Origin of the sequence: Ramlibacter sp., from assembly GCF_035655895.1 — a bacterium.
Lineage (GTDB): Bacteria > Pseudomonadota > Gammaproteobacteria > Burkholderiales > Burkholderiaceae_C > Ramlibacter.
In genome coordinates this window covers 354322-380306 of sequence record NZ_DASRTN010000008.1, presented here as the reverse complement: position 1 = coordinate 380306, position 25985 = coordinate 354322, and the positions used below count along the sequence as shown (strand labels likewise).

18 protein-coding genes are annotated in these 25985 nt (G+C 70.7%); 14 read left to right on the top strand and 4 right to left on the bottom strand.

Going from position 1 to position 25985, the window contains the following annotated elements; all coding sequences use genetic code 11:
- Window positions 1–64: 64 nt before the first annotated feature.
- Together VFE82_RS11390 and VFE82_RS11385 are read left to right on the top strand one after the other, a co-directional pair.
- The gene (locus VFE82_RS11390) at window positions 65–802 is read left to right on the top strand and encodes a DNA-formamidopyrimidine glycosylase family protein (protein ID WP_325000426.1); all 738 of its coding nucleotides are present in this window, start codon (window positions 65–67) and stop codon (window positions 800–802) included.
- A 111-nt stretch (window positions 803–913) separates the two neighbouring features.
- Complete coding sequence (locus VFE82_RS11385) at window positions 914–1750, top strand: phytanoyl-CoA dioxygenase family protein (protein WP_325000425.1); 837 nt, start codon at window positions 914–916, stop codon at window positions 1748–1750.
- Window positions 1751–1753: 3 nt separating this feature from the next.
- On the opposite strand, the gene VFE82_RS11380 is transcribed toward VFE82_RS11385, so the two are convergent.
- Window positions 1754–3649 (bottom strand): acyl-CoA synthetase, encoded by a 1896-nt coding sequence (locus tag VFE82_RS11380; RefSeq protein ID WP_325000424.1) that lies wholly within the window; start codon window positions 3647–3649, stop codon window positions 1754–1756.
- A 27-nt stretch (window positions 3650–3676) separates the two neighbouring features.
- On the opposite strand from VFE82_RS11380, the gene VFE82_RS11375 reads away from it, so the two are divergent.
- The 11 genes from VFE82_RS11375 (at window position 3677) to VFE82_RS11325 (ending at window position 22312) form a co-directional block, all read left to right on the top strand.
- Window positions 3677–4585 carry an alpha/beta hydrolase gene (locus VFE82_RS11375; RefSeq protein WP_325000423.1) on the top strand — a complete coding sequence of 303 codons (909 nt, stop codon included), beginning with the start codon at window positions 3677–3679 and terminating at the stop codon, window positions 4583–4585.
- 171 nt (window positions 4586–4756) lie between these two features.
- Complete coding sequence (locus VFE82_RS11370) at window positions 4757–5677, top strand: hypothetical protein (RefSeq protein ID WP_325000422.1); 921 nt, start codon at window positions 4757–4759, stop codon at window positions 5675–5677.
- 144 nt (window positions 5678–5821) lie between these two features.
- Window positions 5822–9307 (top strand): response regulator, encoded by a 3486-nt coding sequence (locus VFE82_RS11365; RefSeq protein ID WP_325000421.1) that lies wholly within the window; start codon window positions 5822–5824, stop codon window positions 9305–9307.
- Window positions 9307–10125 (top strand): protein-glutamate O-methyltransferase CheR, encoded by an 819-nt coding sequence (locus tag VFE82_RS11360; RefSeq protein WP_325000420.1) that lies wholly within the window; start codon window positions 9307–9309, stop codon window positions 10123–10125. Before VFE82_RS11365 ends, VFE82_RS11360 begins: the two co-directional genes overlap by 1 nt.
- A complete protein-coding gene (locus tag VFE82_RS11355) occupies window positions 10122–10718 on the top strand; it encodes a chemotaxis protein CheB (protein ID WP_325000419.1) in 597 nt (198 codons plus the stop codon). The genes VFE82_RS11360 and VFE82_RS11355 overlap by 4 nt, the downstream gene beginning before the upstream one ends.
- Window positions 10715–11845, top strand: coding sequence for a hybrid sensor histidine kinase/response regulator (locus VFE82_RS11350; protein WP_325000418.1), 1131 nt, complete (start codon window positions 10715–10717; stop codon window positions 11843–11845). The genes VFE82_RS11355 and VFE82_RS11350 overlap by 4 nt, the downstream gene beginning before the upstream one ends.
- A gap of 32 nt (window positions 11846–11877) precedes the next feature.
- A protein-coding gene (gene prfB, locus VFE82_RS11345) for a peptide chain release factor 2 (protein WP_325000417.1) occupies window positions 11878–12982 on the top strand; the annotation gives its coding sequence in 2 pieces (ribosomal slippage) (window positions 11878–11958 and window positions 11960–12982; 1104 coding nt in all).
- A gap of 9 nt (window positions 12983–12991) precedes the next feature.
- The gene (pepN, locus tag VFE82_RS11340; protein ID WP_325000416.1) at window positions 12992–15637 is read left to right on the top strand and encodes an aminopeptidase N; all 2646 of its coding nucleotides are present in this window, start codon (window positions 12992–12994) and stop codon (window positions 15635–15637) included.
- Between the two features lie 12 nt (window positions 15638–15649).
- On the top strand, window positions 15650–16669 hold the full coding sequence (locus tag VFE82_RS11335; RefSeq protein WP_325000415.1) for a class 1 fructose-bisphosphatase: 1020 nt from the start codon (window positions 15650–15652) through the stop codon (window positions 16667–16669).
- Window positions 16670–16985: 316 nt separating this feature from the next.
- Complete coding sequence (locus VFE82_RS11330) at window positions 16986–20591, top strand: filamentous hemagglutinin N-terminal domain-containing protein (protein ID WP_325000414.1); 3606 nt, start codon at window positions 16986–16988, stop codon at window positions 20589–20591.
- Between the two features lie 35 nt (window positions 20592–20626).
- A complete protein-coding gene (locus tag VFE82_RS11325) occupies window positions 20627–22312 on the top strand; it encodes a ShlB/FhaC/HecB family hemolysin secretion/activation protein (RefSeq protein ID WP_325000413.1) in 1686 nt (561 codons plus the stop codon).
- Between the two features lie 21 nt (window positions 22313–22333).
- Here the strand turns inward: VFE82_RS11325 and VFE82_RS11320 are convergent, their stop codons facing one another.
- Genes VFE82_RS11320 through VFE82_RS11310 form a run of 3 tightly spaced genes read right to left on the bottom strand, consistent with a single transcriptional unit; the run spans window position 22334 to window position 25438 of the window.
- Window positions 22334–23326: a DUF1839 family protein gene (locus VFE82_RS11320; RefSeq protein WP_325000412.1), complete on the bottom strand. Its 993-nt coding sequence runs from the start codon at window positions 23324–23326 to the stop codon at window positions 22334–22336.
- Window positions 23327–23351: 25 nt separating this feature from the next.
- A complete protein-coding gene (locus tag VFE82_RS11315) occupies window positions 23352–24266 on the bottom strand; it encodes an amino acid--[acyl-carrier-protein] ligase (RefSeq protein ID WP_325000411.1) in 915 nt (304 codons plus the stop codon).
- Window positions 24266–25438, bottom strand: coding sequence for an acyl-CoA dehydrogenase family protein (locus tag VFE82_RS11310; RefSeq protein WP_325000410.1), 1173 nt, complete (start codon window positions 25436–25438; stop codon window positions 24266–24268). The genes VFE82_RS11315 and VFE82_RS11310 overlap by 1 nt, the downstream gene beginning before the upstream one ends.
- A gap of 75 nt (window positions 25439–25513) precedes the next feature.
- On the opposite strand from VFE82_RS11310, the gene acpS reads away from it, so the two are divergent.
- A complete protein-coding gene (gene acpS, locus VFE82_RS11305; RefSeq protein ID WP_325000409.1) occupies window positions 25514–25978 on the top strand; it encodes a holo-ACP synthase in 465 nt (154 codons plus the stop codon).
- Window positions 25979–25985: the final 7 nt, after the last annotated feature.

Here is a 25985-nt window from a genome sequence, read left to right as displayed (position 1 = left end):
TGACAGGGCCGCAAAAACGAAGCTGCGCAGAATAAACCAACTGTCCCCCCGCACCCCGCCACCCATGCCCGAAGGCCCCTCCCTCGTCATCCTGCGCGAGCAGGCGCAGGTGTTCGAGGGCCGGCGCATCCTGCGGGTCGAAGGCAACGCCACGCTGGATGCGTCGCGCCTGAAGGGCCGCACCGTGCAGGCCGTGCGCACCTGGGGCAAGCACTTCCTGCTGGAGCTGCCCGACGTCGCCCTGCGCATCCACCTGCTGATGTTCGGCAGCTACTGCATCGATGCGCGCAAGCCGGACAAGCCGCTTCGCATCGGACTCGGGTTCGCCAAGGGGCGCGAGCTCAACTTCTACAGTTGCGCGGCGCGCCTGGTGGAAGAGCCCCTCGACCTGCTGTACGACTGGAGCGCGGACGTGCTGTCCGACCACTGGGACCCAAGGCAGGCCCGCCGCCGGCTGTGCGAGGACCCGGACGCGCTGGTGTGCGACGCGCTGCTGGACCAGGGCATCTTCGCGGGCGTGGGCAACATCATCAAGAACGAGGTGCTGTTCCGCATCCGCGTGCACCCGCTCTCGCGCGTGGGGGCGCTGCCGCCGGCCAAGCTGCGCGAACTGGTGGCGCAGGCCCGCCAGTACAGCTTCGACTTCCTGGAATGGAAGAAGGCGTTCGTGCTGCGCCAGCACTGGCTCGCCCACACCAAGCGCATCTGCCCGCGGTGCGACATCCCGTTCCACAAGGGGCACCTGGGCGTCACCCAGCGGCGCAGCTTCTGGTGCGAGAACTGCCAGCGCCGCCACGACTGAACCTGGACGGCCGCGCTGGAACGCACACCGGCGCGCCGGAATTCACGAACCCGCGCGCAATCGAAGCTCAGCCTTCGTAGCCCGACAGGCCGCTGCTACGGTGCCGGCCCTATGACGCCCGCCCACCCGCTCTCCGCCGCCGACCTCGGTGCCAGCCTCCAGGCCCTGCACGAGGACGGCATCACCGCCTGCAAGGGCGCGTTCACCCGCGACTGGGTCGACGCGCTGCGCGAGGACATGATGACCGCGTTCTGGGAGGCGATCCAGCGGCCCGGCGGCGCCGTGGGCCGCGGGCCGCGGCGCTGGTACGTCGAGGCCCATCCGCAGGCCTTCCGCGGCTTCGTCGACCTGGTGACCCATCCGTGGGTCGCCGGCATGTGCGAGGCCGTGCTGGGTCCCCGCTACGAGATCGTGGAGATCGGCTTCGACGTGCCGGTGCAGGGGGCCAAGTACCAGCCCTGGCACCGCGACTTTGCCTCGCCGCGCGAGACCTGGAACGACCGGCGGATCACCTCGCTGGCGTTCAACGTGACCGGCGTCGACGTGACGCCCGACATGGGGCCGCTGGAAGTCGCGCACGGCACGCAGTGGGAGGACGGGCGCGAGTGGCGGCACGGGATGTTCCCGCCCGCCTCGGAATCGCCGCGCTACGCACAGCGGGCCGTGCGCAAGTACCCGCAGGCAGGCGACGTGAGCTGCCGCTCGGCGCTGACCATGCACCGCGGCACCGAACACCTGTCGCCGATCTCGCGACCGGTGCTGGTGCTGGGTGTCGACGCCCCGGGCGCCGGCCACGCCGCGCTGCACGACGTGATGGTGACGCGGGACTACCACGCCGCGCTGCCGCCGCTGGCGCGCGACCACCTGGTCTGCCGCGTCGTCGACGAGCTGGTGCCGATCACCCAGAAGCACCAGATCGAGGGACTGGTGATGGGCGCCGAGCGCTGACCTTCAGGAACGTCCGTCCGCCGCGCGTGCCCGCTCCTCCTCGCGCAGCCGCAGCACCCGCCGCTGCACCTTGCCGGTGGTCGTCATGGGCAGCGCGTCGATGAACTCGATCTCCTTCGGGTACTCGTAGGGCGCGAGCCGGCCTTTCACGTGCTGCTGCAGCTCGGCCACCAGCGCGTCGTCGCCGGTGCGTCCCGGCGCGAGCACCACGTAGGCCTTGACCACGGCGCCGCGCTCGCGGTCGGGCTTGGGCACCACCGCGGCGTTCGCGACCGCCGGGTGCTTGACCAGGCAGTTCTCGATCTCGCTCGGCCCGATGCGGTAGCCGGCGGCCTTGAACACGTCGTCGGCCCGCCCCTGGTACCAGAGATAGCCGTCGGCGTCGCGCACGGCAAGGTCGCCCGTGCGGCACCAGTCGCCGGTGAACTTGCGCTGGGTCGCGGCTTCGTTGCGCCAGTAGCCCAGGAAGAAGATCGGGTCGGGGTCGCCGTGGACGTCGAAGCGGTTCACCGCCACGTCCCCCGGCACGCCGACCGGGCACTCGTGGCCGTCCTCGTCGATCACCGCGACCCGGTGCCCGGGGTAGGGCCGCCCCATGCTGCCGGGCCGCGCCGGCCAGCCGACAGCGTCGCGCGAGACCGCCACGCCCGCAGCAGGCCGCCCCGGGCCGGGCTGCGCCCCATCGACCGGCGCCGGGCCGCGCGCGGCGGACGGCGCGCCCCATTCCATGCTGCAGTTGCCGACCACGTAGTTGATCTCGGTCTGGCCGAACATCTCGTTGACCACCACGCCCAGCTCGTCGCGACAGTACGCGAACACCGCGTCGCCGACGGCCTCGCCGGCGCTCATGATCGCCTGGAGCTTGAGGCGGAACTGCCGCCGCGGCTGCGGGAAGGCCTTCATCATCGCCTTGAGCGCCGTCGGGAACAGGAAGGTGTGCGTGACCCCGTGCTCCTGCATCAGCGCGAACGCCAGCTCGGGACTGAAGCGGCCCTGGTGGGCCACGATCGGCCGGCCGAAGTAGAGCGAGGGCAGCAGCGCGTCCATCAGCCCGCCTGTCCAGGCCCAGTCCGCCGGCGACCAGAACACCGCGCTGTTCTGGTCCGCCCCGGGCGGCCGTGCCACGTCCTGGCCGGTCCGCTCCCCGGCCCGTTCGCGCACCGGGGACGGGTCGGTCAGCGCCACCGCCCCGGGCGGAAAGCCGAACCAGTTCTGGCTGCAGACGAACCCCGGCAGGTTGCCGATCAGGGCGCGGTGCGGGATCAGCGCGCCCTTGGGCGGGCCGGTGGTGCCGCTGGTGTAGATCAGGACGGCGCCCTCGTCGGCCTTGGTCCTGGCGGCGGTGAACGAGGCCGGATGCCGCGCCAGCTCGACGCCCCAGTCGAGGTCGGCCCGCAGGGCGGCCGCACCCACGCCCACCAGCGTGCGCAGCGAGGGACAGTCATCGCGCACGGCCAGCAGGCTGCCGATGGAACTCTCGTCGCAGATCGCCACGCCGGCCTCGCTGTCCTGGAGGCGGTACGCCAGGGCCTCCGGGCCGAACAGCATGGACAGCGGCATCGCCACCGCGCCCATCTGGAACACCGCCATGTAGGCGATGGCGGTCTCGAAGCGCTGCGGCATGACGATCGCGACCCGGTCGCCGCGGCGCACGCCCAGCGAGACCAGCACGTTGCTCAGGCGATCGGCCTGCGCCTGCAGCGACGCGAAGGTCAGGAGCCCGCCCTCGCGCCCGGCGCCGTGCGCCCGCACCGCGATCCGCGCCGCGCCGTCGGCGCCGCGGGCCCACCGCGTGCAGCACGCCTGGGCGATGTTGAACTGCGCCGGCACCGCCCAGCGGAACTGCGCGTGCATGCGCGCGTGGTGGTCGGTCTTGTCGCTGCCTTGACTGACGCTCATCCCGGGGCCTCCTATCATTCCGCGGCAATGTACCAACCCCAACGCACGTCGCGCAGCGAGTTTGTCCCGATCCGCCAGCTGCGCTACCACGTCCGCCTCTGGGGCGAGCCGGGGCCGGGCAAGGTCCCCCTGGTGCTGGTGCACGGCTGGATGGACGTCGCGGCCTCCTGGCAGTTCATGGTCGACGCGTTCTCGCGCGACCACTACGTCATCGCGCCGGACTGGCGTGGCTACGGCGACACCGAGGCCCCCGGCACCGACAACTACTGGTTCCCCGACTACCTGGCCGACCTCGACTTCCTGCTCGACCACTATGCGGGCGAGCAGCCGGTCGACCTGGTGGGGCACAGCATGGGCGGCAACGTGGCGATGCTGTACACCGGCTCGCGGCCGCAGCGCATCCGGCGGCTGGTGAACCTGGAGGGCTTCGGCATGCCCGCCGCCCGCCCCACCCAGGCGCCCGGCCGCTATGCGAAGTGGATGGACGAACTCAAGGCCTTCCACCGCGGCACGCTCGAGCTGAAGACCTACGAGTCGGCCGACGGCGTGGCGCGACGCCTGATGAAGACCAACCGGCGGCTGTCGCAGGACAAGGCGGACTGGCTGGCCCGCCAGTGGGCGCGGCCGCAGGCCGACGGCCGCTGGCGCATCCTGGGCGACGCCGCCCACAAGATCACCAACGCCCAGCTGTTCCGTGTCGACGAGGTGCTGGCCCTGTACGCGCGCATCGCCTGTCCCACGCTGTGGGTGGAGGCGAGCGACGACAGCCTGGGCCAGTGGTGGGAGGGCCGCTTCACCCGCGCCGAATTCCACGAGCGGCTGCAGGCCGTGCCCCAGGTGCGCAAGGCCGTGCTGCAGGACACCGGCCACATGCTGCACCACGACCAGCCGCTGGCACTGGCCCAGCACATCGAGTCCTTCCTCGACGCGCCCTGAGGCCGCCCGGCGCCCGATCGCGGCGGCCGCACTGTGGCGCGTCTGACGCGCCGGCGCCTCAGCTGCTGGAAAAAATTGGCATCCTGCCGGCTTGTCTGTCGGACGACGGCCTGATGCTGTCGTAGGAGCGCTCCTACTCGTAGACTCACCCGAAACGTTGAGGTGACTCGGATGAGCAGGAAGTTCTGGACGCTGGTGGCAGCGTTGCTCGCCCCTTGCGCCGCGCTCGCTGCGGATGAGACTGAGCAAGGCCTGGGAACGCTCTGGGAAGTGCTGTGGCACCAGAGCGGGACGCCCACGCGCATCGTGCGCTGGGAGAACGAGATCCGCATGCGGATGACGGGCGTCGACCTCGCCCAGCACCGCGACCACGTGCTGAAGGCGCTGCGCACCGTGACCGACGAAGCGGGCGTGAAGCTGGTGGACGTGAGCGACCAGCCCAATGCCGAGCAGGTGGCCAACCTGAAGGTCGAGATCACGCCCGACACCGCGCTGGAGGACAACCAGCCCTGCGTGACCTACCTGGACTTCCGCACCGAGGACCGGGTCGAGAACGCGACCATCCAGATGCGCAGCAAGGACGCGTGGCGCTGCGCGTACCACGAGGCCATGCACCTGATGGGCGTGCGCGGCCATCCGGCCGGCAAGACCGTGCTGAGCTACTTCCCGATCAAGGTCGACGGCCTGCTGCCGCTCGACCGGGTGATGCTGCGCGCCTGGTACTCGCCGCGCATGAAGGGCGGCATGACGCCGTTCGAGGCGCTGCCCGTGCTGGCCGACGAACTGATCGGCACCATGCCCGACAGGGCCGCGGCCATCCAGGCGCGCGACCGCTTCTTCTCCACCACGGTCGAGCAGATGCAAGCCTACGCCGCCGGCCGCGGCGACATCCCGGCGATCGTCAAGCGCTCGGGCAAATCGACCGAGGAAGGCATCCGCCGGGGTCGCAGCGAGATGAGCTACTTCCTCGGGATCGCCTATTTCGAGGGCGCGACCGTCCCGGCCGACCAGAAGCAGGCGCTGGGCTGGTTCGAACGCGCCGCCAGCGCCGGCAACCGGCGCGCCCAGTCGTACCTGGGCGGCACCCGCTGAGTCCGGGCGCGCCACGCGCCTGACGCGCCCCTGCGGGCAGCGGCCCTCGCTGCCCGCGCCGCCGGCCCGCCTGGCGGCCCACTGGCTGGACGGTTTCCGGCACACTTGCCGGTTGCCCGGGCCGGAGCCCGGGCCCTGCCGTCCATGTCCGCGCCCCAAGAGTCCACCCGCTTCCGCCAGATCCTCTCCCGCAACGTCGTCCTCCCGCTGGTCCTCACGGTCCTCAGCGCGGTGGTGTTCGTCGGCGTGATCCTGTACATGATGGAGGCGATGCGCTGGGTCGAGCACAGCGACCGCGTCATCGCCGAGGCCTACGCGGTGCAGAAGCTCGACCTCGAGCGCGAGGGAGCGCTGCGGGGGTTCATGCTCACGGGCGAAGAGCGCTTCCTGGAGCCCTACGACCGCGCGGCGTCCGAGCTGGCGCCGGCGCGCAATCGCCTGCACGGCCTGGTGCAGGACAACCCCGTGCAGATCCAGCGGCTGGACCGCGTGCAGGCGATCCAGCAGCGCTGGGACGCCTACGCCACTGCGCAGATCGCCCGCCGGCGCGCCGATCCGCTGTACCAGATCGGCGCCGCCGCCGGCCAGGGCAAGAGCATGAAGGACGCCGTCCGCGGCGAATTCGACCAGTTCATCCAGACCGAGACCGTGCTGCGCCAGCAGCGCAGCGACACCGCCAACCACAACGCGGTCGTCAGCGTGGTCGCGTTCGTCGGCCTGATGCTGCTCACCGGCGTGGTGCTCGCCTGGCGCGGGCGGCAGGACCTGCTGGCCCTGTCGGCCACCTTCGAGGAGGCACTGGCCGAGCAGCGGCGGCAGGCCGACGTGCTGCAGGCCCATGCGTGGCTGCGCGAGGGCCAGTCGCGCATGTCGGAACGGCTCGCGCGCGAGCAGGACCTGGAAGCCGTGGGCCATGCCGCGCTGGAGGTCCTGTCCCAGACCCTGGGCATCGCCGTCGGCGCGGTCTACCTGGCCGAGACCGGCGGTGGCTTCGCCCGCGCGGCGACCTGGGGCTGGTCTGCCCAGGCGCAGGCCACCGGCGGGCGCCTGCCCTCCGACCGGACCCTGGTGGCGGAGTGCGCGGCGCAGCGCCGGCAGATCACGCTGGAGGACGTGCCGCCCGGCTACCTGCAGGTGGCGTCCGGCCTGGGCGAATCGCCCGCCCGCGCCGTGCTGCTGGCGCCGGTCGAGCACGAAGGCCGGCTGGTGGGAGTGGTCGAGGTCGGCTTCCTGCGCCCGCTGGAGCCGCGCGACGGCGAGCTGATCGCCGCGGCGGCCAACGTCTTCGGCGCCTCGATCGAGGCCGCCCGTTATCGCAAGCGCCTGCAGGACGTGCTCGAGGAGACCCAGCAGCTCAACGAGGAACTGCAGGTGCAGCAGGAAGAGCTGCGCACCGCGAACGAGGAGCTGGAGGAGCAGTCCCGCGCCCTGAAGGAATCGCAGGCCCACCTGGAGAGCCAGCAGGCCGAGCTGGAGCAGACCAACCTGCAGCTGTCGGAACAGGCCGAACGCCTGGCCACCCAGCGCGACGACCTGCAGCGCGCGCAGAACGCACTGGAGCAGCACGCCGACGAACTGCAGCGGGCCAGCCGCTACAAGTCCGAGTTCCTGGCCAACATGTCGCACGAGCTGCGCACCCCGCTCAACAGCTCGCTGATCCTGGCCAAGCTGCTGGCCGACAACGTCCAGGGCAACCTCGACGCCGAGCAGGTGAAGTTCGCCGAATCGATCTACGCCGCCGGCAACGACCTGCTCAACCTGATCAACGACATCCTGGACATCGCCAAGGTCGAGGCCGGCAAGCTCGAGGTGCGCGCCGAAGTCACGCCGGTGGCGTCGGTCACCGAGGGCCTGCGGGGCATGTTCCAGCCGCTGGCCGCACGCAAGGGACTGCAGCTGGACCTGTTGGTGGCCAGCGACGTGCCCGCCACGCTGTACACCGACCGCCAGCGCCTGGAGCAGATCCTGCGCAACCTGATGGGCAACGCGGTCAAGTTCACCGAGGCCGGCTCGGTCGCGCTGCACGTCACCCGCAGCGGGACCGACGCGCTGGCCTTCGAGGTGCGCGACAGCGGCATCGGCATCGAGGCGTCGCAGCAGGAGCTGATCTTCGAGGCGTTCCGGCAGGCCGACGGCACGGTGAGCCGGCGCTTCGGCGGCACCGGCCTGGGGCTGTCGATCTCGCGCGACCTGGCCCGGCTGCTGGGCGGGGAGATCACGGTCAGCAGCGCGCCCGGCGTGGGCAGCACCTTCACCCTGGTCCTGCCGCTGGAGTACCGCGCAGCGCTGGCGCGCGACCCGGTCGCGCTGGCACCTTCGCCGGTCGCGCCCCCCGCATCGCGCGCGCCCGCGGCGATGCCGCTGCCGAGCGCACCGACGCCCGGCGCGCCCACCCGCAGCGGGCCCGCGTTCGCCGACGACCGCGCCACGCCGGCCGACGGCCGCCGCACGGTCCTGGTGATCGAGGACGACGAGCCGTTCGCGCGCATCCTGTCCGACTTGGCCCACGAGCTCGGCCACCGCTGCATCGTCGCCCACCAGGCCGAGGAAGGCGTGGCCCTGGCGCGCGAGCACCTGCCCGACGCCGTGCTGCTGGACATGCGGCTGCCCGACGACTCCGGGCTGTCGGTGCTGCAGCGCCTGAAGGAGGACCCGCGCACCCGCCACGTGCCGGTGCACGTGATCTCGGTGGAGGACCGCACCGAGACCGCGATGCACCTGGGTGCGATCGGCTACGCGCGCAAGCCGGCGACCCGCGACGAACTGCAGGAGGTCTTCGCCCGCCTCGAGTCCAAGCTGAGCCAGAAGGTCAAGCGCGTCCTGCTGGTCGAGGACGATGCGCGGCAGCGGGACAGCGTCGCCAAGCTGATCGGCGACCGCGACGTCGAGATCGTGCCGGTGTCGCAGGGCAGCGAAGCACTGCAGGCGCTCGCCGATGCCGTGTTCGACGTGATGGTGATCGACCTCACGCTGCCGGACATGAGCGGCCAGGAACTGCTGCGCCGGATGGCCTCGGGCGAGAGCCGCTCGTTCCCGCCGGTGATCGTCTACACCGGCCGCAACCTCACGCGCGACGAGGAGGCGGAGTTGCTGCGGTACTCGCGCTCGATCATCATCAAGGGAGCGCGGTCGCCGGAGCGCCTGCTGGACGAGGTGACGCTGTTCCTGCACCGCGTGGAGAACCAGCTGTCGGCCGAGCGCCAGAAGATGCTGCGCACTGCGCGCAGCCGCGACAAGGCGTTCGAGGGCCGGCGCATCCTGCTGGTCGACGACGACATGCGCAACATCTTCGCGCTCACCAGCGCGCTGGAGCACAAGGGCGCGGCCGTCGAGACGGCGCGCAACGGCCTGGAAGCGCTGGAGAAGCTGCGGCACAACCCGGACACCATCGACCTGGTGCTGATGGACATCATGATGCCGGAGATGGATGGCTACACCGCGACCCGCGAGATCCGCCAGGATCCGCGCTGGCAGAAGCTGCCCATCATCGCGGTCACCGCCAAGGCGATGAAGGAGGACCAGCAGCGCTGCCTCGATGCCGGCGCCAACGACTACCTGGCCAAGCCGATCGAGCTGGAGCGGCTGTTCTCGCTGCTGCGCGTGTGGATGCCCAAGATGGAGCGCTTCTGATGGCGTCGGTGGCAGACATCGAGATCCGCCTTCTCGTCGAGGCGGTGTTCCTGCGCTACGGCCACGACTTCCGCGACTACGCGCCGGCATCGCTCAAGCGGCGCGTGCTGCAGGCGCAGAAGAAGATGGACGCGCCGTCGGTCTCGGCGCTGCAGGAGCGCGTGCTGCACGACGCCGGGCAGTTCGCGGTCCTGCTGCAGTACCTCACGGTCCCGGTCAGCGAGATGTTCCGCGACCCGGACTACTTCCTGGCCCTGCGCCGCCACGTGGTGCCGGTGCTGCGCACCTACCCGTCGGTCAAGGTGTGGGTCGCCGGCTGCAGCACCGGCGAGGAGCCGTACTCGCTGGCCATCCTGCTGCGCGAGGAGGGCCTCCTCGAGCGCACCATCCTGTACGCCACCGACATCAACCATGCCTCGCTGGACAAGGCCCGGCAGGGCATCTTCAGCCTCGAGCACATGCAGGCCTTCACCCGCAACTACCAGCGTGCGGGCGGGCTGCGCAGCTTCAGCGAGTACTACACCGCGGCGTATGGCGGCGCGTTGTTCGACAAGTCGCTGCGCGACAGCATCACCTTCGCCGACCACAGCCTGGCCACCGACGCGGTGTTCTCCGAGACCCAGCTGGTCTCGTGCCGCAACGTGCTGATCTACTTCAACCGCCGCCTGCAGGACCGCGCGCTCGGGCTGTTCCACGACTCGCTGTCGCACCGCGGCTTCCTCGGCCTGGGCTCCAAGGAAACGCTCGACTTCTCGGCCTACGCCGCGCGCTTCGAGCCGGTCAGCCGGGCCGAGCGCCTGTACCGGAGGCTCGCATGAGCGGCACGCCCGCTTCCATGCACCGGGCCGCCATCGAGGCAGTCGCGATCGGCGCCTCGGCTGGCGGCATCGACGCGCTGCTGCAGCTGCTGGTCGGCCTGCCGGGTCCCTGGCGCGTGCCGGTTCTGGTGGTGCTGCACCTGCCCGACGACCACGAGAGCCGCCTGGTCGAGGTGTTCGCGCACCGCATCCGGGTGACCGTGGAGGAAGCGCGCCCGGGCGCGCCGGTGGTGCCCGGGCGCCTTTACTTCGCGCCGCCCGGCTACCATCTGCTGGTCGAGGCGGACCGCACGTTCGCGCTCAGCTGCGAGCCCCCCGTCCTGTTCTCGCGGCCGTCCATCGACGTGCTGCTGGAAGCCTGCGCCGACGTCTACGGCGCCGCGCTCGCCGGCGTGGTGCTGACCGGCGCCAACCACGACGGCGCCGCCGGGTTGGCCGCCGTCCGGCAGCACGGCGGCTGGACGGCGGTGCAGGACCCCGCCGAAGCCGCGCACGCGGCCATGCCGCTGGCGGCGATCGAGGCAGCCGGCCCGGACCACGTGCTGCCGCTGGCCCAGCTGCGCGAGCAGCTGCAATCCATCCTTTGCCCATGAGCCAAGCCCTGCCCGACGCCAACGTGCTGCTGGTCGACGACCTGCAGGAGAACCTGGTCGCCCTGGAGGCGCTGCTGCGCGGGCCTGGCCGCCGCATCTTCTGCGCCCGCTCGGGCGAGGAGGCGCTGTCGCTCATGCTCGAGCACCCGTTCGCCCTGGCCATCGTCGACGTGCAGATGCCCTCGATGAACGGCTTCGAGCTGGCCGAGCTGATGCGTGGCACCGACCGCACCCGCGGCATTCCGATCGTGTTCGTCAGCGCCGCCGGGCGCGAGCTGAACTACGCGTTCCGCGGCTACGAATCGGGTGCGGTCGATTTCCTGCACAAGCCGCTCGACCCGCACGCGGTGCGCAACAAGGTCGACGTGTTCGTCGACCTGTTCCGCCAGCGCCAGCACCTGCTGGAGATGCAGTCCGAGCTGGAACGCGCGGTGCGCATGCGCGACGACTTCCTCTCGATGGTCTCGCACGAGCTGCGCAATCCCCTCAACACGCTGTACCTGCAGGCGCAGCTGCGGCTGCGCATGGCGGCCAAGGGCCAGGTGCCCGATCCCGAGGGATTCCGGCAGCTGGTGACCCGCGACGAGCACCAGATCCGCAGCATGATCCGCCTGCTCGACGACATGATCGACGTGTCGCGCGCCCGCACCGGCCAGCTGGCGATGAAGCCCGGCCCCACCGACCTGGCGACCATCGCGCGGCGGGGCGTGGAGTCGATGCAGGAGCAGGCCCGCGCGGCCGGCACCCCGCTGACGCTGGCCGCACCCGGGTCGCTGCCCGTGACGGCCGACGAATTCCGGCTGGAGCAGGTGCTCCTGAACCTGCTCACCAATGCGCTGCGCTACGGCGCCGGCAAGCCGGTGGCCGTGCGGCTGCAGGTCGAGGGCAGCGAAGCGGCCCTGTCGGTGCAGGACGCCGGCCCCGGCATCGCACCGGCGGACCAGGACCGCATCTTCCAGCAGTTCGAGCGCGGCACCAGCACGCGCAACGTGCCCGGCCTCGGCCTGGGCCTGTACATCAGCCGGCAGATCATGGAGGCGCACGGGGGCCGCCTGGATCTGCGCAGCGCCCCAGGCGAAGGCGCCGAGTTCACCATGCGACTGCCCTTGCCGGCAGCGGGCGCGTGAGAAAATCGAACGTTTACGAAAGCACGACGACCATGGACGCAGAACGCATCAACCTCATCGGCACCACCCTCACGGACCTCCAGGCGAGGACCGTGGATCTCCGGAGGTATCTTTGACTTCGATGCCAAATCGGAGCGCCTGAGGACCGTCAACGCCGCGCTGGAAGATCCGGCGGTCTGGAACGATCCGAAGAAGGCCCAGCAGCTGGGCAAGGAGAAGAAGGAGCTCGACGGCGTGGTGCTGACGCTGCAGGAGCTCGACCGCGAACTGGCCGACAACCTCGAGCTCTACGAGATGAGCAAGGAGGATGGCGATGAAGCCGGGCTGGCCACCATCGAGGGCGAGACCGCCAAGCTGACCGGGCTGGTCGAGGACCTCGAGTTCCGCCGCATGTTCGACAAGCCGGCCGATCCGATGAATGCCTTCCTGGACATCCAGGCCGGCGCCGGCGGCACCGAGGCCTGCGACTGGGCCGGCATGCTGCTGCGCCAGTACCTGAAGTACGCCGAGCGCAAGGGCTTCAAGTATTCGGTGGAGGACGAGACGCCGGGCGACGTGGCGGGCATCAAGAGCGCCACCATCAAGGTCGAGGGCGACTACGCCTACGGCCTGCTGCGCACCGAGACCGGCGTGCACCGCCTGGTGCGCAAGTCGCCCTTCGACTCCGCGGGCGGCCGCCACACCAGCTTTGCCAGCGTGTTCGTCTACCCCGAGGTCGACGACTCCGTGGAGATCAACATCAACCCGGCCGACGTGCGGGTCGACACCTTCCGGGCCTCCGGCGCCGGCGGACAGCACATCAACAAGACCGACTCCGCCGTGCGCCTGACGCACGTGCCCACCGGCATCGTCGTGCAGTGCCAGGACAGCCGCAGCCAGCACAGCAACCGCGACGTCGCCTGGCAGCGCCTGCGCTCGCGGCTGTACGACCACGAGATGCGCAAGCGCATGGAAGAGCAGCAGAAGCTGGAGGACACCAAGACCGACGTCGGTTGGGGCCACCAGATCCGCAGCTACGTGCTGGACCAGAGCCGCATCAAGGATCTGCGCACCAACGTCGAGATCTCCAACACCCAGAAGGTGCTGGACGGCGATCTCGATCCCTTCATCCAAGCCTCGCTCAAGCAGGGCGTCTAAGGACGACAGATGAGAGAAGGACAATCCGCGGTCATCTACCGCGCCGACTACCAGGCACCCGCCTACTGGATCGACACGGTCGACCTGTGTTTCGACCTCGACCCGGTCAAGACGCGCGTGCTCAACAAGATGCGCGTGCGGCGCAATCCGGCCGTGCCGGCGCAGGCGCTCAAGCTCGACGGCGACGAGCTCAACCTCGCCCGCGTGCTGGTCAACGGCCAGGGCACCTCGTTCCGCATGGAAGGCGACCGCCTGGTGCTGGAGAACCTGCCGGAGGGCGAGCAGCCGTTCGACCTGGAGATCTTCACCACCTGCGCACCGGCCAAGAACAGCAAGCTGATGGGCCTGTACGTGAGCAACGACTCGTTCTTCACGCAGTGCGAGGCCGAGGGCTTCCGGCGCATCACCTACTTCCTGGACCGGCCGGACGTGATGGCCAGCTACACCGTCACGTTGCGCGCCGACAAGGCGCGCTACCCGGTGCTGCTGTCCAACGGCAACCTGGTCGAACAGGGCGACCTGCCCGAGGGCCGCCATTTCGCCAGGTGGGTCGACCCGCACCGCAAGCCCTGCTACCTGTTCGCGCTGGTGGCCGGCCAGCTGGTCTGCCGCGAGCAGCGCATCACCTCGCGCAGCGGCCAGCCGCACCTGCTGCAGGTGTACGTCCGCCCGGGCGATCTCGACAAGACCGAGCATGCGATGAACTCGCTGATCGCCTCGGTCGCCTGGGACGAGGCCCGCTTCGGGCTGCCGCTGGATCTCGAGCGCTTCATGATCGTCGCCACCAGCGACTTCAACATGGGCGCGATGGAGAACAAGGGCCTGAACATCTTCAACACGAAGTACGTCCTGGCCAGCCAGGCGACCGCGACCGACACCGACTTCGGCAACATCGAGTCGGTGGTCGGCCACGAGTACTTCCACAACTGGACCGGCAACCGCGTCACCTGCCGCGACTGGTTCCAGCTGTCGCTCAAGGAAGGCCTGACCGTCTTCCGCGACCAGGAATTCAGCCAGGACCTGGCCGGCGAGGCCTCGGCCCGGGCCGTCAAGCGCATCGAGGACGTGCGCGTGCTGCGCACCGCGCAGTTCCCCGAGGACGCCGGCCCGATGGCGCACCCGGTGCGCCCCGACCAGTACCTGGAGATCAACAACTTCTACACGGTCACCGTGTACGAGAAGGGCGCCGAGCTGGTGCGCATGATGCAGACGCTGGTCGGCCGCGACGGCTTCGCGCGCGGCATGACGCTGTATTTCCAGCGCCACGACGGCCAGGCCGTGACCTGCGACGACTTCGCGCAGGCGATCGCCGACGCCAATCCCGGCTCGCGGCTGGCCGAGCTGCTGCCGCAGTTCAAGCGCTGGTACAGCCAGGCCGGCACGCCGCGCGTGCAGGCCACCGGCCGCTGGGACGCCGCTGCCGGCAGCTACGAGCTCACGCTGGCCCAGAGCTGCCCGCCGACGCCCGGCCAGCCCGCCAAGGAACCGTTCGTGATCCCGATCGCCTGGGGCCTGATCGTGGCCGACGGGCGCGAGGTCGCGAACGGCATGCACGTGCTCACGCAGGCGAGCGAATCCTTCACCGTGACCGGCCTGGCCTCGCAGCCCGTGCCCTCGCTGCTGCGCGGCTTCTCCGCGCCGGTGATCCTGGAGCACGAGTACACCGACGAGCAGCTGCTCGCGCTGCTGGAGCACGACACCGACCCCTTCAACCGCTGGGAGGCGGCGCAGCGGCTGGCCGTGCGTCGCGCGCTGGCGGCCATCCGCGGCGGCGGCGCGCCGGCCGCGTTGGACGAACCGTACCTGCAGGCGATGCGCAGCATCCTGCGCCACCCGACGCTGGACGCCGCCTTCAAGGAGCTGGTGCTCACGCTGCCCGCCGAGGCGTACATCGCCGAGCAGCTGGACGAGGTGGATCCGCAACGGGTGCACGCGGTGCGCGAAGCGATGCGCGAGCAGCTGGCCAGCGCGCTGGTGGACGACTGGGCCTGGGCCTGGGAGCACCACCAGGCCACCGGCGCCTACAGCCCCGATCCGGTCTCCTCGGGCCGCCGCGCGCTGGCCGGGCTGGCGCTCACGCACCTGTGCATCGCGGCGCGCCGCTCGGGCGACACGGTGTGGCCCGGCAAGGCCTACCAGCGCTTCAAGGACGCCTCGAACATGACCGACCGCTTCAATGCGCTGTCGGCCCTGGTCGTCAGCGGCCAGGAACTGGCCCGCCCTGCCCTTCAGCGCTTCCATGCGATGTTCAAGGACGAGGCGCTGGTGCTGGACAAGTGGTTCGCGCTCCAGGCGGCCGCCCCGGACCGCGGCGGCAACATCCTGCCGATGGTGCGGCAGCTGATGCAGCACCCCGACTTCAACATCCGCAACCCGAACCGCGCGCGCAGCCTGATCTTCAGCTACTGCAGCGCGAACCCCGGTGCCTTCCACCGGCCCGATGCCGCCGGCTACGTGTTCTGGAGCGAGCGGGTGATGGAGCTGGATGGCCTGAACCCGCAGGTGGCGGCGCGGCTGGCCCGCGCCCTGGACCGCTGGCGCAAGCTGGCCGAGCCCATGCGCAGCGCCGCCCGCGAGGCGATCGCGCGCGTGGCGGCCAAGCCCGATCTTTCCAACGACGTGCGCGAGGTCGTCACCCGCGCGCTGGCCGACTGAAGCAGGAGTCCCATGAGTCGCATATCCCTCACCCGCTACCTCGTCGAGCAGCAGCGCAACGAAGGCCACATCCCGTCGCAGCTGCGGCTGCTGATCGAGGTGGTCGCGCGCGCCTGCAAGAGCATCAGCCACGCCGTGAACAAGGGCGCCCTGGGCGGCGTGCTCGGGTCGGCCGAGAGCGAGAACGTGCAGGGCGAGGTCCAGAAGAAGCTGGACATCATCGCCAACGAGGTGCTGATCGAAGCCAACGAGTGGGGCGGCCACCTCGCCGCGATGGCCAGCGAGGAGATGGACGGCATCTACGTGGTGCCCAACCGCTACCCGCAGGGCGAGTACCTGCTGCTGTTCGACCCGCTGGACGGCTCCTCGAACATCGACGTCAACGTGAGCATCGGCACCATCTTCAGCGTGCTGCGCAAGCCCGAGGGCACCCCCGGCGTGAGCGAGCAGGACTTCCTGCAGGCCGGTGCCAAGCAGGTGGCGGCCGGCTACTGCGTCTACGGACCGCAGACCACGCTGGTGCTGACCGTCGGCGACGGCGTCGCGATGTTCACCCTCGATCGCGAGCAGGGCTCCTTCGTGCTCACGCAGGAGAACGTGCGCATTCCCGAGGACACCAAGGAGTTCGCCATCAACATGTCGAACATGCGCCACTGGGACACGCCGGTGAAGCGCTACATCGACGAGTGCCTGGCCGGCAAGGAAGGTCCGCGCGGCAAGGACTTCAACATGCGCTGGATCGCGTCCATGGTGGCGGACGTGCACCGCATCCTCACCCGCGGCGGCGTGTTCCTGTACCCCTGGGACAAGCGCGATCCGGACAAGCCGGGCAAGCTGCGCCTCCTGTACGAGGCCAACCCGATGGGCTGGCTGGTCGAGCAGGCGGGCGGCGCGGCCACCAACGGACGCGAGCGCATCCTGGACATCCAGCCGACCAAGCTGCACGAGCGCGTGAGCGTGATCCTCGGGTCGCGCAACGAGGTCGAGCGCGTCACGGCCTACCACCGCGAGTCGGCCCCGCCCCAGGGCTGATCCCGGGCGGCACCGGCCGCCCGTCTCCCCCCTCGAAGCCGCCGGCACCACCGGCGGCTTTGTCATGGCGGGTCGGCAGGCGCGAAACGCCTGCTTTCGCAACCATGGCCGGGCGCAGCCGGCATTGATCCGGATCAACCGTTCGCGACGGCCGTCGCGGCGTCGCGACGCGCCTCCAGCCCCCGGCAGCACCGGCCGGAACTTGAGGAGGAAATGCCCGAGGGCGCGCCAGCTTTTCCTGGCATCCGGATGAGTTGCATCTCGTGACACTTGGTGCTTCTCCTCTCCGGGCGCCTGCGCCCGCCATCGCCTTGCCATGAACCGCATCCACAAGACCCTCTGGAACGCCCGCCTGGGTGCACACGTCGCCGTCTCCGAAGCCGCTCCCGGCCGCGGCAGGTCCAGCAGCGCCACCACCGCCGCCCGGGCCGCCGTGGCGGCCTTCGCGCTGACGGCGATCGCCGCGGCCGCCCAGCAGGCACCGGGCGTGCTGCCCACCGGCGGCACGGTCACCGCCGGCCAGGCCAGCATCCAGGCCCAGGGCAACGCCCTGACGGTCACCCAGGGCTCGCAGCGCGCCGCCATCAACTGGCAGTCTTTCAGCATCGGCAGCGGCGCCTCGGTGACCTTCGCCCAGCCCGACGCCGCCGCGGTCATCCTCAACCGGGTGGTCGGCACCGAGCGCTCCGTGATCGACGGCGCGCTGCGTGCCAACGGCCAGGTCTGGCTGCTCAACGCCAATGGCATCCTGTTCGGCCGCACGGCGCAGGTCGACGCCGCCGGCCTGGTGGCCAGCACCCTCGACATCAGCGACGCCGACTTCATGGCCGGCCGCAGCCAGTTCAGCGCCAACGGCAGCCGGGCCGGCGTGATCAACCTGGGCCAGCTGCGCGCCGCCGATGCCGGCCACGTCGCGCTGCTGGGCAGCCAGGTGGTGAACGAAGGCGTGATCACCGCCCGCCTGGGCGCCGCCGTGCTGGCCGCCGGCGACAAGGTGAGCCTGAACTTCAACGGCTCGTCCCTGGTGGGCGTGACGGTCGACCGTGGCGTGCTCGACGCGATGGTCGCGAACAAGCAGGCCATCCTGGCCGACGGCGGCCTGGTGGTGCTGACGGCGCGCGGCCTCGACGACGTGATGTCGACCGTGGTGAACAACACCGGCGAGATCCGCGCGCAGACCGTCGCCGACAAGGAAGGCCGCATCTACCTGCTCGGCGGACTGCAATCCGACGCCATCCAGGTGGGCGGACGCCTGGACGCCAGCGCACCGCAGGGCGGCCACGGCGGCTTCGTCGAGACCAGCGCCGCCCGCGTCGGCATCGCCGCCGACGCGACGGTCACCACCCGCGCCGCCGCCGGCACGCACGGCCAGTGGCTGATCGACCCCGAGGACTTCGTCATCGGCGCCGGCGGCGACATCAGCGGCGCCGCGCTCGGCGCCGCGCTGGCCAACGGCAACGTGACCATCGAGACCGCCGTGGGCGGCGCCTCCTGCACCGGCGTGGCCGGCTGCGGTGCCGGCACCGCCGGCAACGGCGACATCCTGGTGCGCGAGAGCATCGCCAAGACTGCCGGCGGCGACACCTCCCTCACGCTCAAGGCGCACAACAGCATCGTGCTCGACGCCGGCGTGTCCATCGGCTCGACGGCCGGCAAGCTCGACGTCCTGCTGTCCGCCAACAACGGCGGCGGCAATGCGGCCTCGATCACGCTGGCCGCCGACGCGGCGGTCGCCACCAACGGCGGCAACCTGGTGCTGGGCGGCGCACTCGCCGCCGGCGTGCCGTCCAACGACCGGCTGGTCGACATCACGCTGGGCACCGGCGTCGCGCTGGCCGCGAACGGCGGCCGCGTCGACCTGTTCGGCAAGGACGTCGACGTCGGCGCCAACACCCATGTGGATGCGGCCCGGATCACGGCCGACGTCGCGAACCTGTCCTTCGGCAACAACCCCGGCATCCAGTGGACCGCGACCGATGCCGTGGCCGTGCGGGCGACGGGCCAGGTCAACCTGAGCGGTGCCTACCGGCCGCCGGCGGGCAGCGCCTACATCACGCCCGCGAGCCAGACCAGCGTGAACGCGGGCAACACGATGACGATCGAGGCCGCCGACTCGCTGAACATCAACAGCGCAGCGATCCGCCTGACGAACGCCGCCGGCCCGAACGCGCTGACGCTGCGCGCCGGCGACGCGGTCACCGTCGAGGACAGCTCGGTCGCCTTTGCCGGCCGGGCCGACCTGCGCATCCTGGTCAAGCAGAACGCGACGCAGTCCGACCTGGCCAATGTCGATCCGGCCACCACCACCGTGGCGGCCTACCGCGACGCGCACCAGGCCAGCCTGTACGACGTGGCGCAGGCGGCCGATGGCCTGAACGTCGACGGCTCGCACTTCGGCCTGGCCGGTGGCGGCTACAAGCTGCAGGTCTACAGCGACACGGCCCTCACCCAGGTCACCACGAACACGATCGACAACGGTCTGCTGGCGATCGGCAACGGCCTGACCGACTCGGTCAACGCGGCCGGCAACCTGCGCCAGCCGTTCTACTTCGATCCCACCCTGGCCCAGTGGATGAAGCTGACCTACTGGAACTACGACATGGACATGGCCGTCGGCGTGGGCGGCTCATCCACCAGCGGCTGGAACAACGCCGGCACGGTCCTGTCCACCGACCGTGGCAACACCAGCCTGGCGCCCGCGATATCGGGCCTGTCGGTCGATGCCTCCGGACTGGGCAACGGCGTGGGCGTGGTCCGGGTGGCGTACGACGTCACCGCGCCGGTGACGGGCGAGACGCTGCGCATGACGCACGACTACTCGCTGGCCGCCGGCGACCGCTTCGTCAAGGCGGTCACCCGCACCATCAACACCGGCGCGGCCGCGGCCGACAACGTGCGGATGTGGGTCGGCACCCGCGACGACTACGTCGCCATCAGCGACGCCAACGTCAAGACCAAGGGCAACATCACCGCCAACGGCTTCGAGGCGATCACCACGGCGTCGCAGCAGGCGCGCTCGATCATCATCTCGGAGTTCAACCCGTCGACCGCCGGCACGCCCGGCTCGGCGGTGCTGTTCCACTCGACCAACATCGATGCCGACACGGTGACCGACCGCTGCTGCAGCTTCGGCAACGTGGTGAACAAGGACCCGCGCGTGTCGCAGGTCGTCACCCCGGTCCAGGACGGCTCCTACGGCATCTTCATGAACTACGGCTCGATGGCGGCCGGGGCCACCCGGCAGGTCACCTGGTACTACGGCGCCGCCCCGCTGTCGGCGATCGGCACGCTGGTCGACCAGGTCGTCGCCGGCGGCGGCACCGAGATCGTGGCGCCGACCGTGGTCACCGTGCCGGGCACGCCGCCGGCTCCGGTGGTGGTCGCCCAGCCGCCCGTCCCGGTCCCGGTGCCGGTGTCGCCGGTGATCGAGAACGTGGTGGCGCAGACCATCACCGTCAGCCTCCCGGCCGCCCTGCCCGCCGCGCCCGAGCCGGTCCGCACCGCCGGCCCGGTGCCCGGCCAGGTGGTGTCCCTGCCCCACGGCGCCCCGCAGCTGCCCGGCGCCGCCGGCGACCTGCTCGTCACGCCGACGCTGGACGGCGACACGCCCAACACCGCTGTGAGCCTGAGCCAGGCACGCGAGATGCTCGGCGCCGGCCAGGAGGGTGCCGGTGCCTCCCCGTCCTCCACGTCCTCGTCGCCTGCCTCGGCTTCGACCGGTTCCGCGACCTCGTCCGCTTCGTCGGGCACGGCGTCGCAGGGGTCCGCGTCCGAAGGCACCGTCGCCGGCTCCGACCGCATGCCCGGCGCCAGCGCCGAGGTGCGCGTTCCCGCCAGCCGCAACAGCCGCGTGCACATCGTCAACGGCGGCGTGCGCCTGCCCGGTGGCGTCGAGCAGCAGCTCTTCGTGATCCGCAAGTGATGCGCCCCGGCAGTCCCGAACCTTTCCGAATCCCCATGTCCCTCGTCCGAAGAACCACCCTCTCGCTGGCCGTGCTGTCGGCCTTCCAGCTGGCGCACGCGCAGGCCGTGCCCGACGCCGGCACCGTGCTGCAGCAGCTGCCGCAGCCGCTGCCCAGCCGCCCCGCCGCACCGCTGCCCGCGCTGGGCGGCAAGCCGACCGAGCCGCCGATGGCGGCCCTGCCGCGCGGCGGCCGCGAGATCGCCGTCCAGCGCTTCGAGCTCGTGGGCAACCGCGAGATCGACACTGCCAGCCTGCAGGCGGAGATTGCCGGCGCCGCCGGCAAGCCGCTGACGCTGGCGCAGATCGAGGAGGTCGCCACGCGCCTGACCCGCTTCTACCGCGCACGCGGCTACTTCGTCGCACGCGTCTACGTGCCGCAGCAGGAGATCAAGGACGGCGTGGTGACGCTGCGCGCGGTCGAAGGCAACTACGGCCGCTTCGTCCTGAAGAACGGCTCGCTGGTGGCGGACGACATCGTGCAGGCGATGCTCGACGACGTGAAGAAGTTCGACATCGTCTCGACCGACACGCTCGAGCGCGCCATGCTCATCATCAACGACACGCCCGGGGTGCGCGTCGTCCGCGCCGACGTGATGCCAGGCCAGGCAGTCGGCACCTCGGACTTCGCCGTGGAGACGGCCGCCACCCGCCGCCACACCGGCTACGTGCTGGTCGACAACCACGGCTCGCGCTACACCGGCCGCGAGCGCCTGAGCGCGCGCTGGGACTGGAACTCCCCCAGCGGACGCGGCGACCGGCTGTCGGCTTCGGGTCTCGCCACCCGGTCGGGCGACCTGCTGAACGGCCGCCTGGCCTACTCGGCGAGCCTGGCACCGAACGGCCTGCGCGGCGAGGCCGCCGTGTCGCGCACGACCTACGAGCTGGCCGGCGTGTTCGCGCCGCTAGGCGTGGTGGGGCGTGCCGACGCGGTGGACCTGGCCCTGAGCTACCCCGTCAAGCGCACCGAGGCGCAGACCGTGGAGGCCGGCCTGGCCCTGTCGCACAAGGACCTGCGCGACGAGATCCGCAGCACGTCGACCGTGACGCCCAAGCGCTCCGACGCGCTGAGCGCCACGCTGGGCCTGCGTGACGACCGCAAGCTGCTGGGCCGCGAAGGCCTCACGCAGGCCAGCGCCACGCTGACCGCAGGTGTGCTGGACATCCGCAGCGAGACCGCCCTGCAGTTCGACCAGGCCGCCGGCGGGCCCGACACCGATGGCCGTTTCAGCAAGCTGAACCTGTCGCTGTCGCGGCTGACCATGCTGCCGCACCAGTTCACGCTGACGGCGGGCCTGCGCCACCAGACCGCACTGGGCGGCAAGAACCTCGATTCCAGCGAGCGCCTGTCGGTGGCGGGTGCCGGTGGCGTGATGGCCTATCCGCCCGGCGAACTCAGTGGCAGCGATGCCACGGCGCTGCGGCTGGAGCTGGGCCGGCCACTGCCGGTCGTGGGCGGCTTCCAGCAGCAATGGCTGGCGTTCACCAATGTCGCCACCGCCCGCGCGGTGAAGTCCGATCCGTCGCGCACGTTGAGCGACGTCGGCCTCGGCTGGTCGGCCGCGCACCCGCAGGGGCTGACCGTCAAGGCCTGGTGGGCCTACCGGCTGCAGGGCCAGGAGGCGCGCAGCGAAGAGGCCTCGCGCGGCCGCCTGCTGCTGCAGGCCGGCTGGTCGTTCTGACCCCGGCGTCCCGCCGGGCGCTCAGCACGGCTCGGCCAGCAGCGGACCGAGCAGTGCCATGCCGCGCTCCCAGTCGGCCGCCATGGCCTGCAGCAGGTCGTCGGCGTTCAGAGCCCTGCCCGAGTTCACCGCCCGGGCGCCCTTGAGGATCAGTGTCTTGTTCGCCTGGCCGATCGCCTCGAAGCGCTGGGCCGACTCGCCCACCTCCGGATAGCCCTGGGTGGCGAGCCACCGCAGATGGGCCGCCAGCAGCTCGAAGGCGGCGCCGGCCTGGCGGATGGAGGCGAACGCCCACTGGTGGTAGTGCGCGAGTCCCCGCTCCTGCAGTGCCGGCAGGTCCTGCAGCATCCGGGCGGCGAAGCGCGAGAACGGATTGCTGCGCGGCCGCCAGGCGAAGTGCTTGCGCAGCAGCTCGAACGAGATGTCCGACAGGTCCGACGACGACCGGCGCACGATGCGGTCGATGCGCACCACCTCCGCGAACAGCGGCAGGAAGGCCGGGTCCGGGCCGGCATCGAGCCGGAACAGCTGGCGGAAGTCCTCCCCTGCCAGCTCGTAGTACCCGGCGTTGTGGAAGTAGCCCAGGCGCTCGCGCTGCAGGTCGAGGTCGGCCAGGAGGATGGTTGTCTTGGTGTGGCTGCGCCGGTAGTCGGTGCCCGCCGTGTCGGGAAGCCAGAACGCGTCGGACTCGGTGCTGATCAACTTGCCGGCCGCGAGGTGTTCCTTCGCGTGCTCGACCAGCGGCCGCCAGACGGTGAGCTCCTGCACGTCGACGCCGAACAGCGCGCGCAGTTCGTCCAGCGGCGGCTTGAAGAACGTCCACTGGTCGCCCTCGAAATCGACGGCCACCGTGAACGCCAGCATCGCGAGCGGCTCCAGGCCGAGCGTGTGCAGGAAGCCGATCCAGAGGTCGGCGTAGCAGTTCTTCTCGGGCCACGCGGCGCTGTCGCCGTGCAGCGGGTGCCGGCGGTAGCTCTCGGGGGTCAGCCCGGGCAGGACGGCGATGGTGCTCATGGCAGGGGTCCGATGGCGGGCGTGGTCAGGGCCACAGCTGGGCGCGCACCTTCTGCGGCCAGTCAGCCGGATCGAAGCCGTGCGCCTTGATCAGGGCCAGCGTCACCCGCTCCAGCCCGAAGCCCAGGCAGGCAGTGTGCGCCGCCGTCTGGTCGGCGTTGCGGATGCCGAACTTGGAGCTGAAGTGGTCCTGGTGCCAGTTGAACGAACAGATCGCGGTGGGTTTCTCGCGCGAGATCACCGGGCACAGGATCTCGAACTTCAGGCGCTGGTCGACCTGGTTGGCGGCCATCATCTTGCCGGCGCGCCCGAAGAACGGATCGGACGCCACGTCGCTCTGCACCGGCAGGCCCAGGCCCTCGAGCAGCCGCAGGCCACGCTGCAGCCAGGCGTCGCGCCAGGCCACCACGTCGTCGGGGCGGCCGACCCGGATGTACTCGCGCATGCGGAAGTGCTGCAGCCGGGTCGGTTCGTCCGACGGCTCGTGGCGGAACACCCAGTTCATCACCGTGACCAGCCGCCCGCCCTCCGGCAGGGTGCCGCTGAAGGTCGGATACACCGGATAGCACGCCGCCGGCGTGAGCATCACGTCGGTGGGCGCGAGCATGTCCTCCCAGCGCTCGCCGGCGTGCACCCTGGCCGAGAGCTCGCGGGCCTGCGCGTCGGTGCCCGTGAAGCTGTGGATGGAGCCCGCGAGCTGCGGGAAGTTGTCCATGTAGCCGACCTTCTCGATCATGGCGCGGGCCAGGATCGGCGGGAACATCAGCTCGCGGGCGCCGTCCGGGGCCGCGGTGCGCGTGACCAGGTCGTCGAAGCGGCGCAGGATGTCCTCGAAGGCCGGGCCCCGCCCGTAGGCACCGCGGATGCCGGTGGGCACGATCAGGCCGTGCTCGACCAGGCTCGCGGAGAAACTGTCGATGTCGTAGGTGCGGGTGTCCATCAGGCGGCGTCCTTGTAGACCAGCAGCATCGATGCGTTCTTGGCGGCGATGCGCTCGTTGGAAATCATCAGCGAGCCCGACAGGGCGTCGCGGTAATGGCGGCCCAGGCTGAACGGGCTGTCGTTCTTGTAGCCCAGGATGCCGACGATCTGCAGCGCGCCGTGCACGATCTGGGGCGTGGCCTCCGACGCGGCGATCTTCAGGTTGTTCAGTCGCAGGGCCCAGCCCATGCCCATCAGCTCGTCGCGGTCCTCCGCCACCGCGTCGAAATCGCGCGCGGCACCGAGCCAGTTCTGCCTGGCCGCCTGCAACTGCACCTGAAGTTGCGCCAGGCGCGCGGCGGTGGGCGGCACGCTGCCGGGTGTCTGGCGGGCCTGGCCGCGCACGAAGCTGGCGGCGCGGGCCACGGCGCCCGCGGCGATGCCCCACCACAGCGAGGCCCACAGGATGTGCGAGTACGGCACCATGGTCTGGGCCGAGCTGTCCGCGAAGGCACCAGGGAGGATCTGCTCCTCGCGTCCGCTGGAGGCCAGCTTGAAGCCGGGGCTGCAGGTGCCGCGCATGCCCATCGTGTCCCAGCTGGTGGTCTGGGTGAGGGTGCAGTCCTCGCGCCGCACGAGCACCAGCACCTGGTCGCTGCGGGCCGCGTCCTCGTCGCGCCGGCAGGTCACGAGGATGGCGTCGGCGTGGGCGCAGTAGGAGCCGGTGGTCGCATCCTTGTCGAGCTGGAAGCGGCCGTCGCTGCGGCGCACCGCGCAGATGCTCGAGCGCGTGTCGCCGAACGTGCCGACCTCGGACGTCATCGAGGCCAGCAGGTCCTGCCGGCGCACCAGGTCCTTCAGGTAGCCGCGGAAGAACGCGCTGTGCATTCCGTGGCGCGCCAGGCAGGCCAGCTGGATGTAGTGCATCGCCAGCACCATCGCGCTGGACCCACAGGCCTGCGCCAGCGTGGAACAGATCTGCGCGAGCTCCTGCACGTTGCAGCCGGGGCCGCCGAGCGCTCGCGGGACGGCCGCCGCGAGCACGCCGACCTCGCGCAAGGCGGCCAGCGTCTCGATGGGAAAGCGTGCCTTCGCGTCGACGTCGGCGGCGTGCGCCGATGCAACTTCCGTGGCCACCTTGCGCACAGCTTCGATGAGCTCGGCGAACGCCGGTGCAGAGTGAGATTCCATGACTGCCTTGGTCTCCCATGCATGAGAATGTGCGAAGGACAATAGCACCGCGTTGCACGCTCGTGGGGCGATCGAATGGGCAATTTGCACAGCCACCAACTCATCGAATCTCTCACGGGCGGAATGCCTTCAGACCTGTCGGGCGTCGTCCGACTCGGCATCGACATCGTGCACATCCCGCGCATCGCCGAATCGCTGCGCGCGTTCGGCGAGCGGTTCGAAGGCAGGCTGTTCGCGCCGGGCGAGATCGCCTATTCACGCAGCGCACCGGACCAGCACGCACAACGGCTGGCAGCCCGCTTCGCGGCGAAGGAAGCGACCATCAAGGCAGTGGGCCTGAGCGAGGCCGGCGTGAACTGGCGCGAGATGGAAGTGCGACGGCACGCGGACGGCAGCTGCGAGCTGGTGCTGCATGGTGTCGCGGCGCAGGCGGCGCGCGCGGCAGGCATTGCGCGCTGCATAGTCTGTTTGAGCCATGACGGCGACTACGCTGCGGCCGTGGTTGCGGCGCTGTCCGACAGGGACGAGCTAGGGCGCTGATCAAAAT

What these genes read in the sequence shown, in the direction of transcription:
- VFE82_RS11360 (WP_325000420.1), top strand. Translation starts at nt 9,307, where the DNA reads ATGGCGTCGGTGGCAGACATCGAGATCCGCCTTCTCGTCGAGGCGGTG.
- VFE82_RS11350 (WP_325000418.1), top strand. Translation starts at nt 10,715, where the DNA reads ATGAGCCAAGCCCTGCCCGACGCCAACGTGCTGCTGGTCGACGACCTG.
- VFE82_RS11380 (WP_325000424.1), bottom strand. Translation starts at nt 3,649, where the DNA reads ATGAGCGTCAGTCAAGGCAGCGACAAGACCGACCACCACGCGCGCATG.
- pepN (WP_325000416.1), top strand. Translation starts at nt 12,992, where the DNA reads ATGAGAGAAGGACAATCCGCGGTCATCTACCGCGCCGACTACCAGGCA.
- VFE82_RS11310 (WP_325000410.1), bottom strand. Translation starts at nt 25,438, where the DNA reads ATGGAATCTCACTCTGCACCGGCGTTCGCCGAGCTCATCGAAGCTGTG.
- VFE82_RS11330 (WP_325000414.1), top strand. Translation starts at nt 16,986, where the DNA reads ATGAACCGCATCCACAAGACCCTCTGGAACGCCCGCCTGGGTGCACAC.
- VFE82_RS11370 (WP_325000422.1), top strand. Translation starts at nt 4,757, where the DNA reads ATGAGCAGGAAGTTCTGGACGCTGGTGGCAGCGTTGCTCGCCCCTTGC.
- VFE82_RS11335 (WP_325000415.1), top strand. Translation starts at nt 15,650, where the DNA reads ATGAGTCGCATATCCCTCACCCGCTACCTCGTCGAGCAGCAGCGCAAC.
- VFE82_RS11375 (WP_325000423.1), top strand. Translation starts at nt 3,677, where the DNA reads ATGTACCAACCCCAACGCACGTCGCGCAGCGAGTTTGTCCCGATCCGC.
- VFE82_RS11365 (WP_325000421.1), top strand. Translation starts at nt 5,822, where the DNA reads ATGTCCGCGCCCCAAGAGTCCACCCGCTTCCGCCAGATCCTCTCCCGC.
- acpS (WP_325000409.1), top strand. Translation starts at nt 25,514, where the DNA reads ATGGGCAATTTGCACAGCCACCAACTCATCGAATCTCTCACGGGCGGA.
- VFE82_RS11325 (WP_325000413.1), top strand. Translation starts at nt 20,627, where the DNA reads ATGTCCCTCGTCCGAAGAACCACCCTCTCGCTGGCCGTGCTGTCGGCC.
- VFE82_RS11385 (WP_325000425.1), top strand. Translation starts at nt 914, where the DNA reads ATGACGCCCGCCCACCCGCTCTCCGCCGCCGACCTCGGTGCCAGCCTC.
- VFE82_RS11390 (WP_325000426.1), top strand. Translation starts at nt 65, where the DNA reads ATGCCCGAAGGCCCCTCCCTCGTCATCCTGCGCGAGCAGGCGCAGGTG.
- VFE82_RS11320 (WP_325000412.1), bottom strand. Translation starts at nt 23,326, where the DNA reads ATGAGCACCATCGCCGTCCTGCCCGGGCTGACCCCCGAGAGCTACCGC.
- VFE82_RS11315 (WP_325000411.1), bottom strand. Translation starts at nt 24,266, where the DNA reads ATGGACACCCGCACCTACGACATCGACAGTTTCTCCGCGAGCCTGGTC.
- VFE82_RS11355 (WP_325000419.1), top strand. Translation starts at nt 10,122, where the DNA reads ATGAGCGGCACGCCCGCTTCCATGCACCGGGCCGCCATCGAGGCAGTC.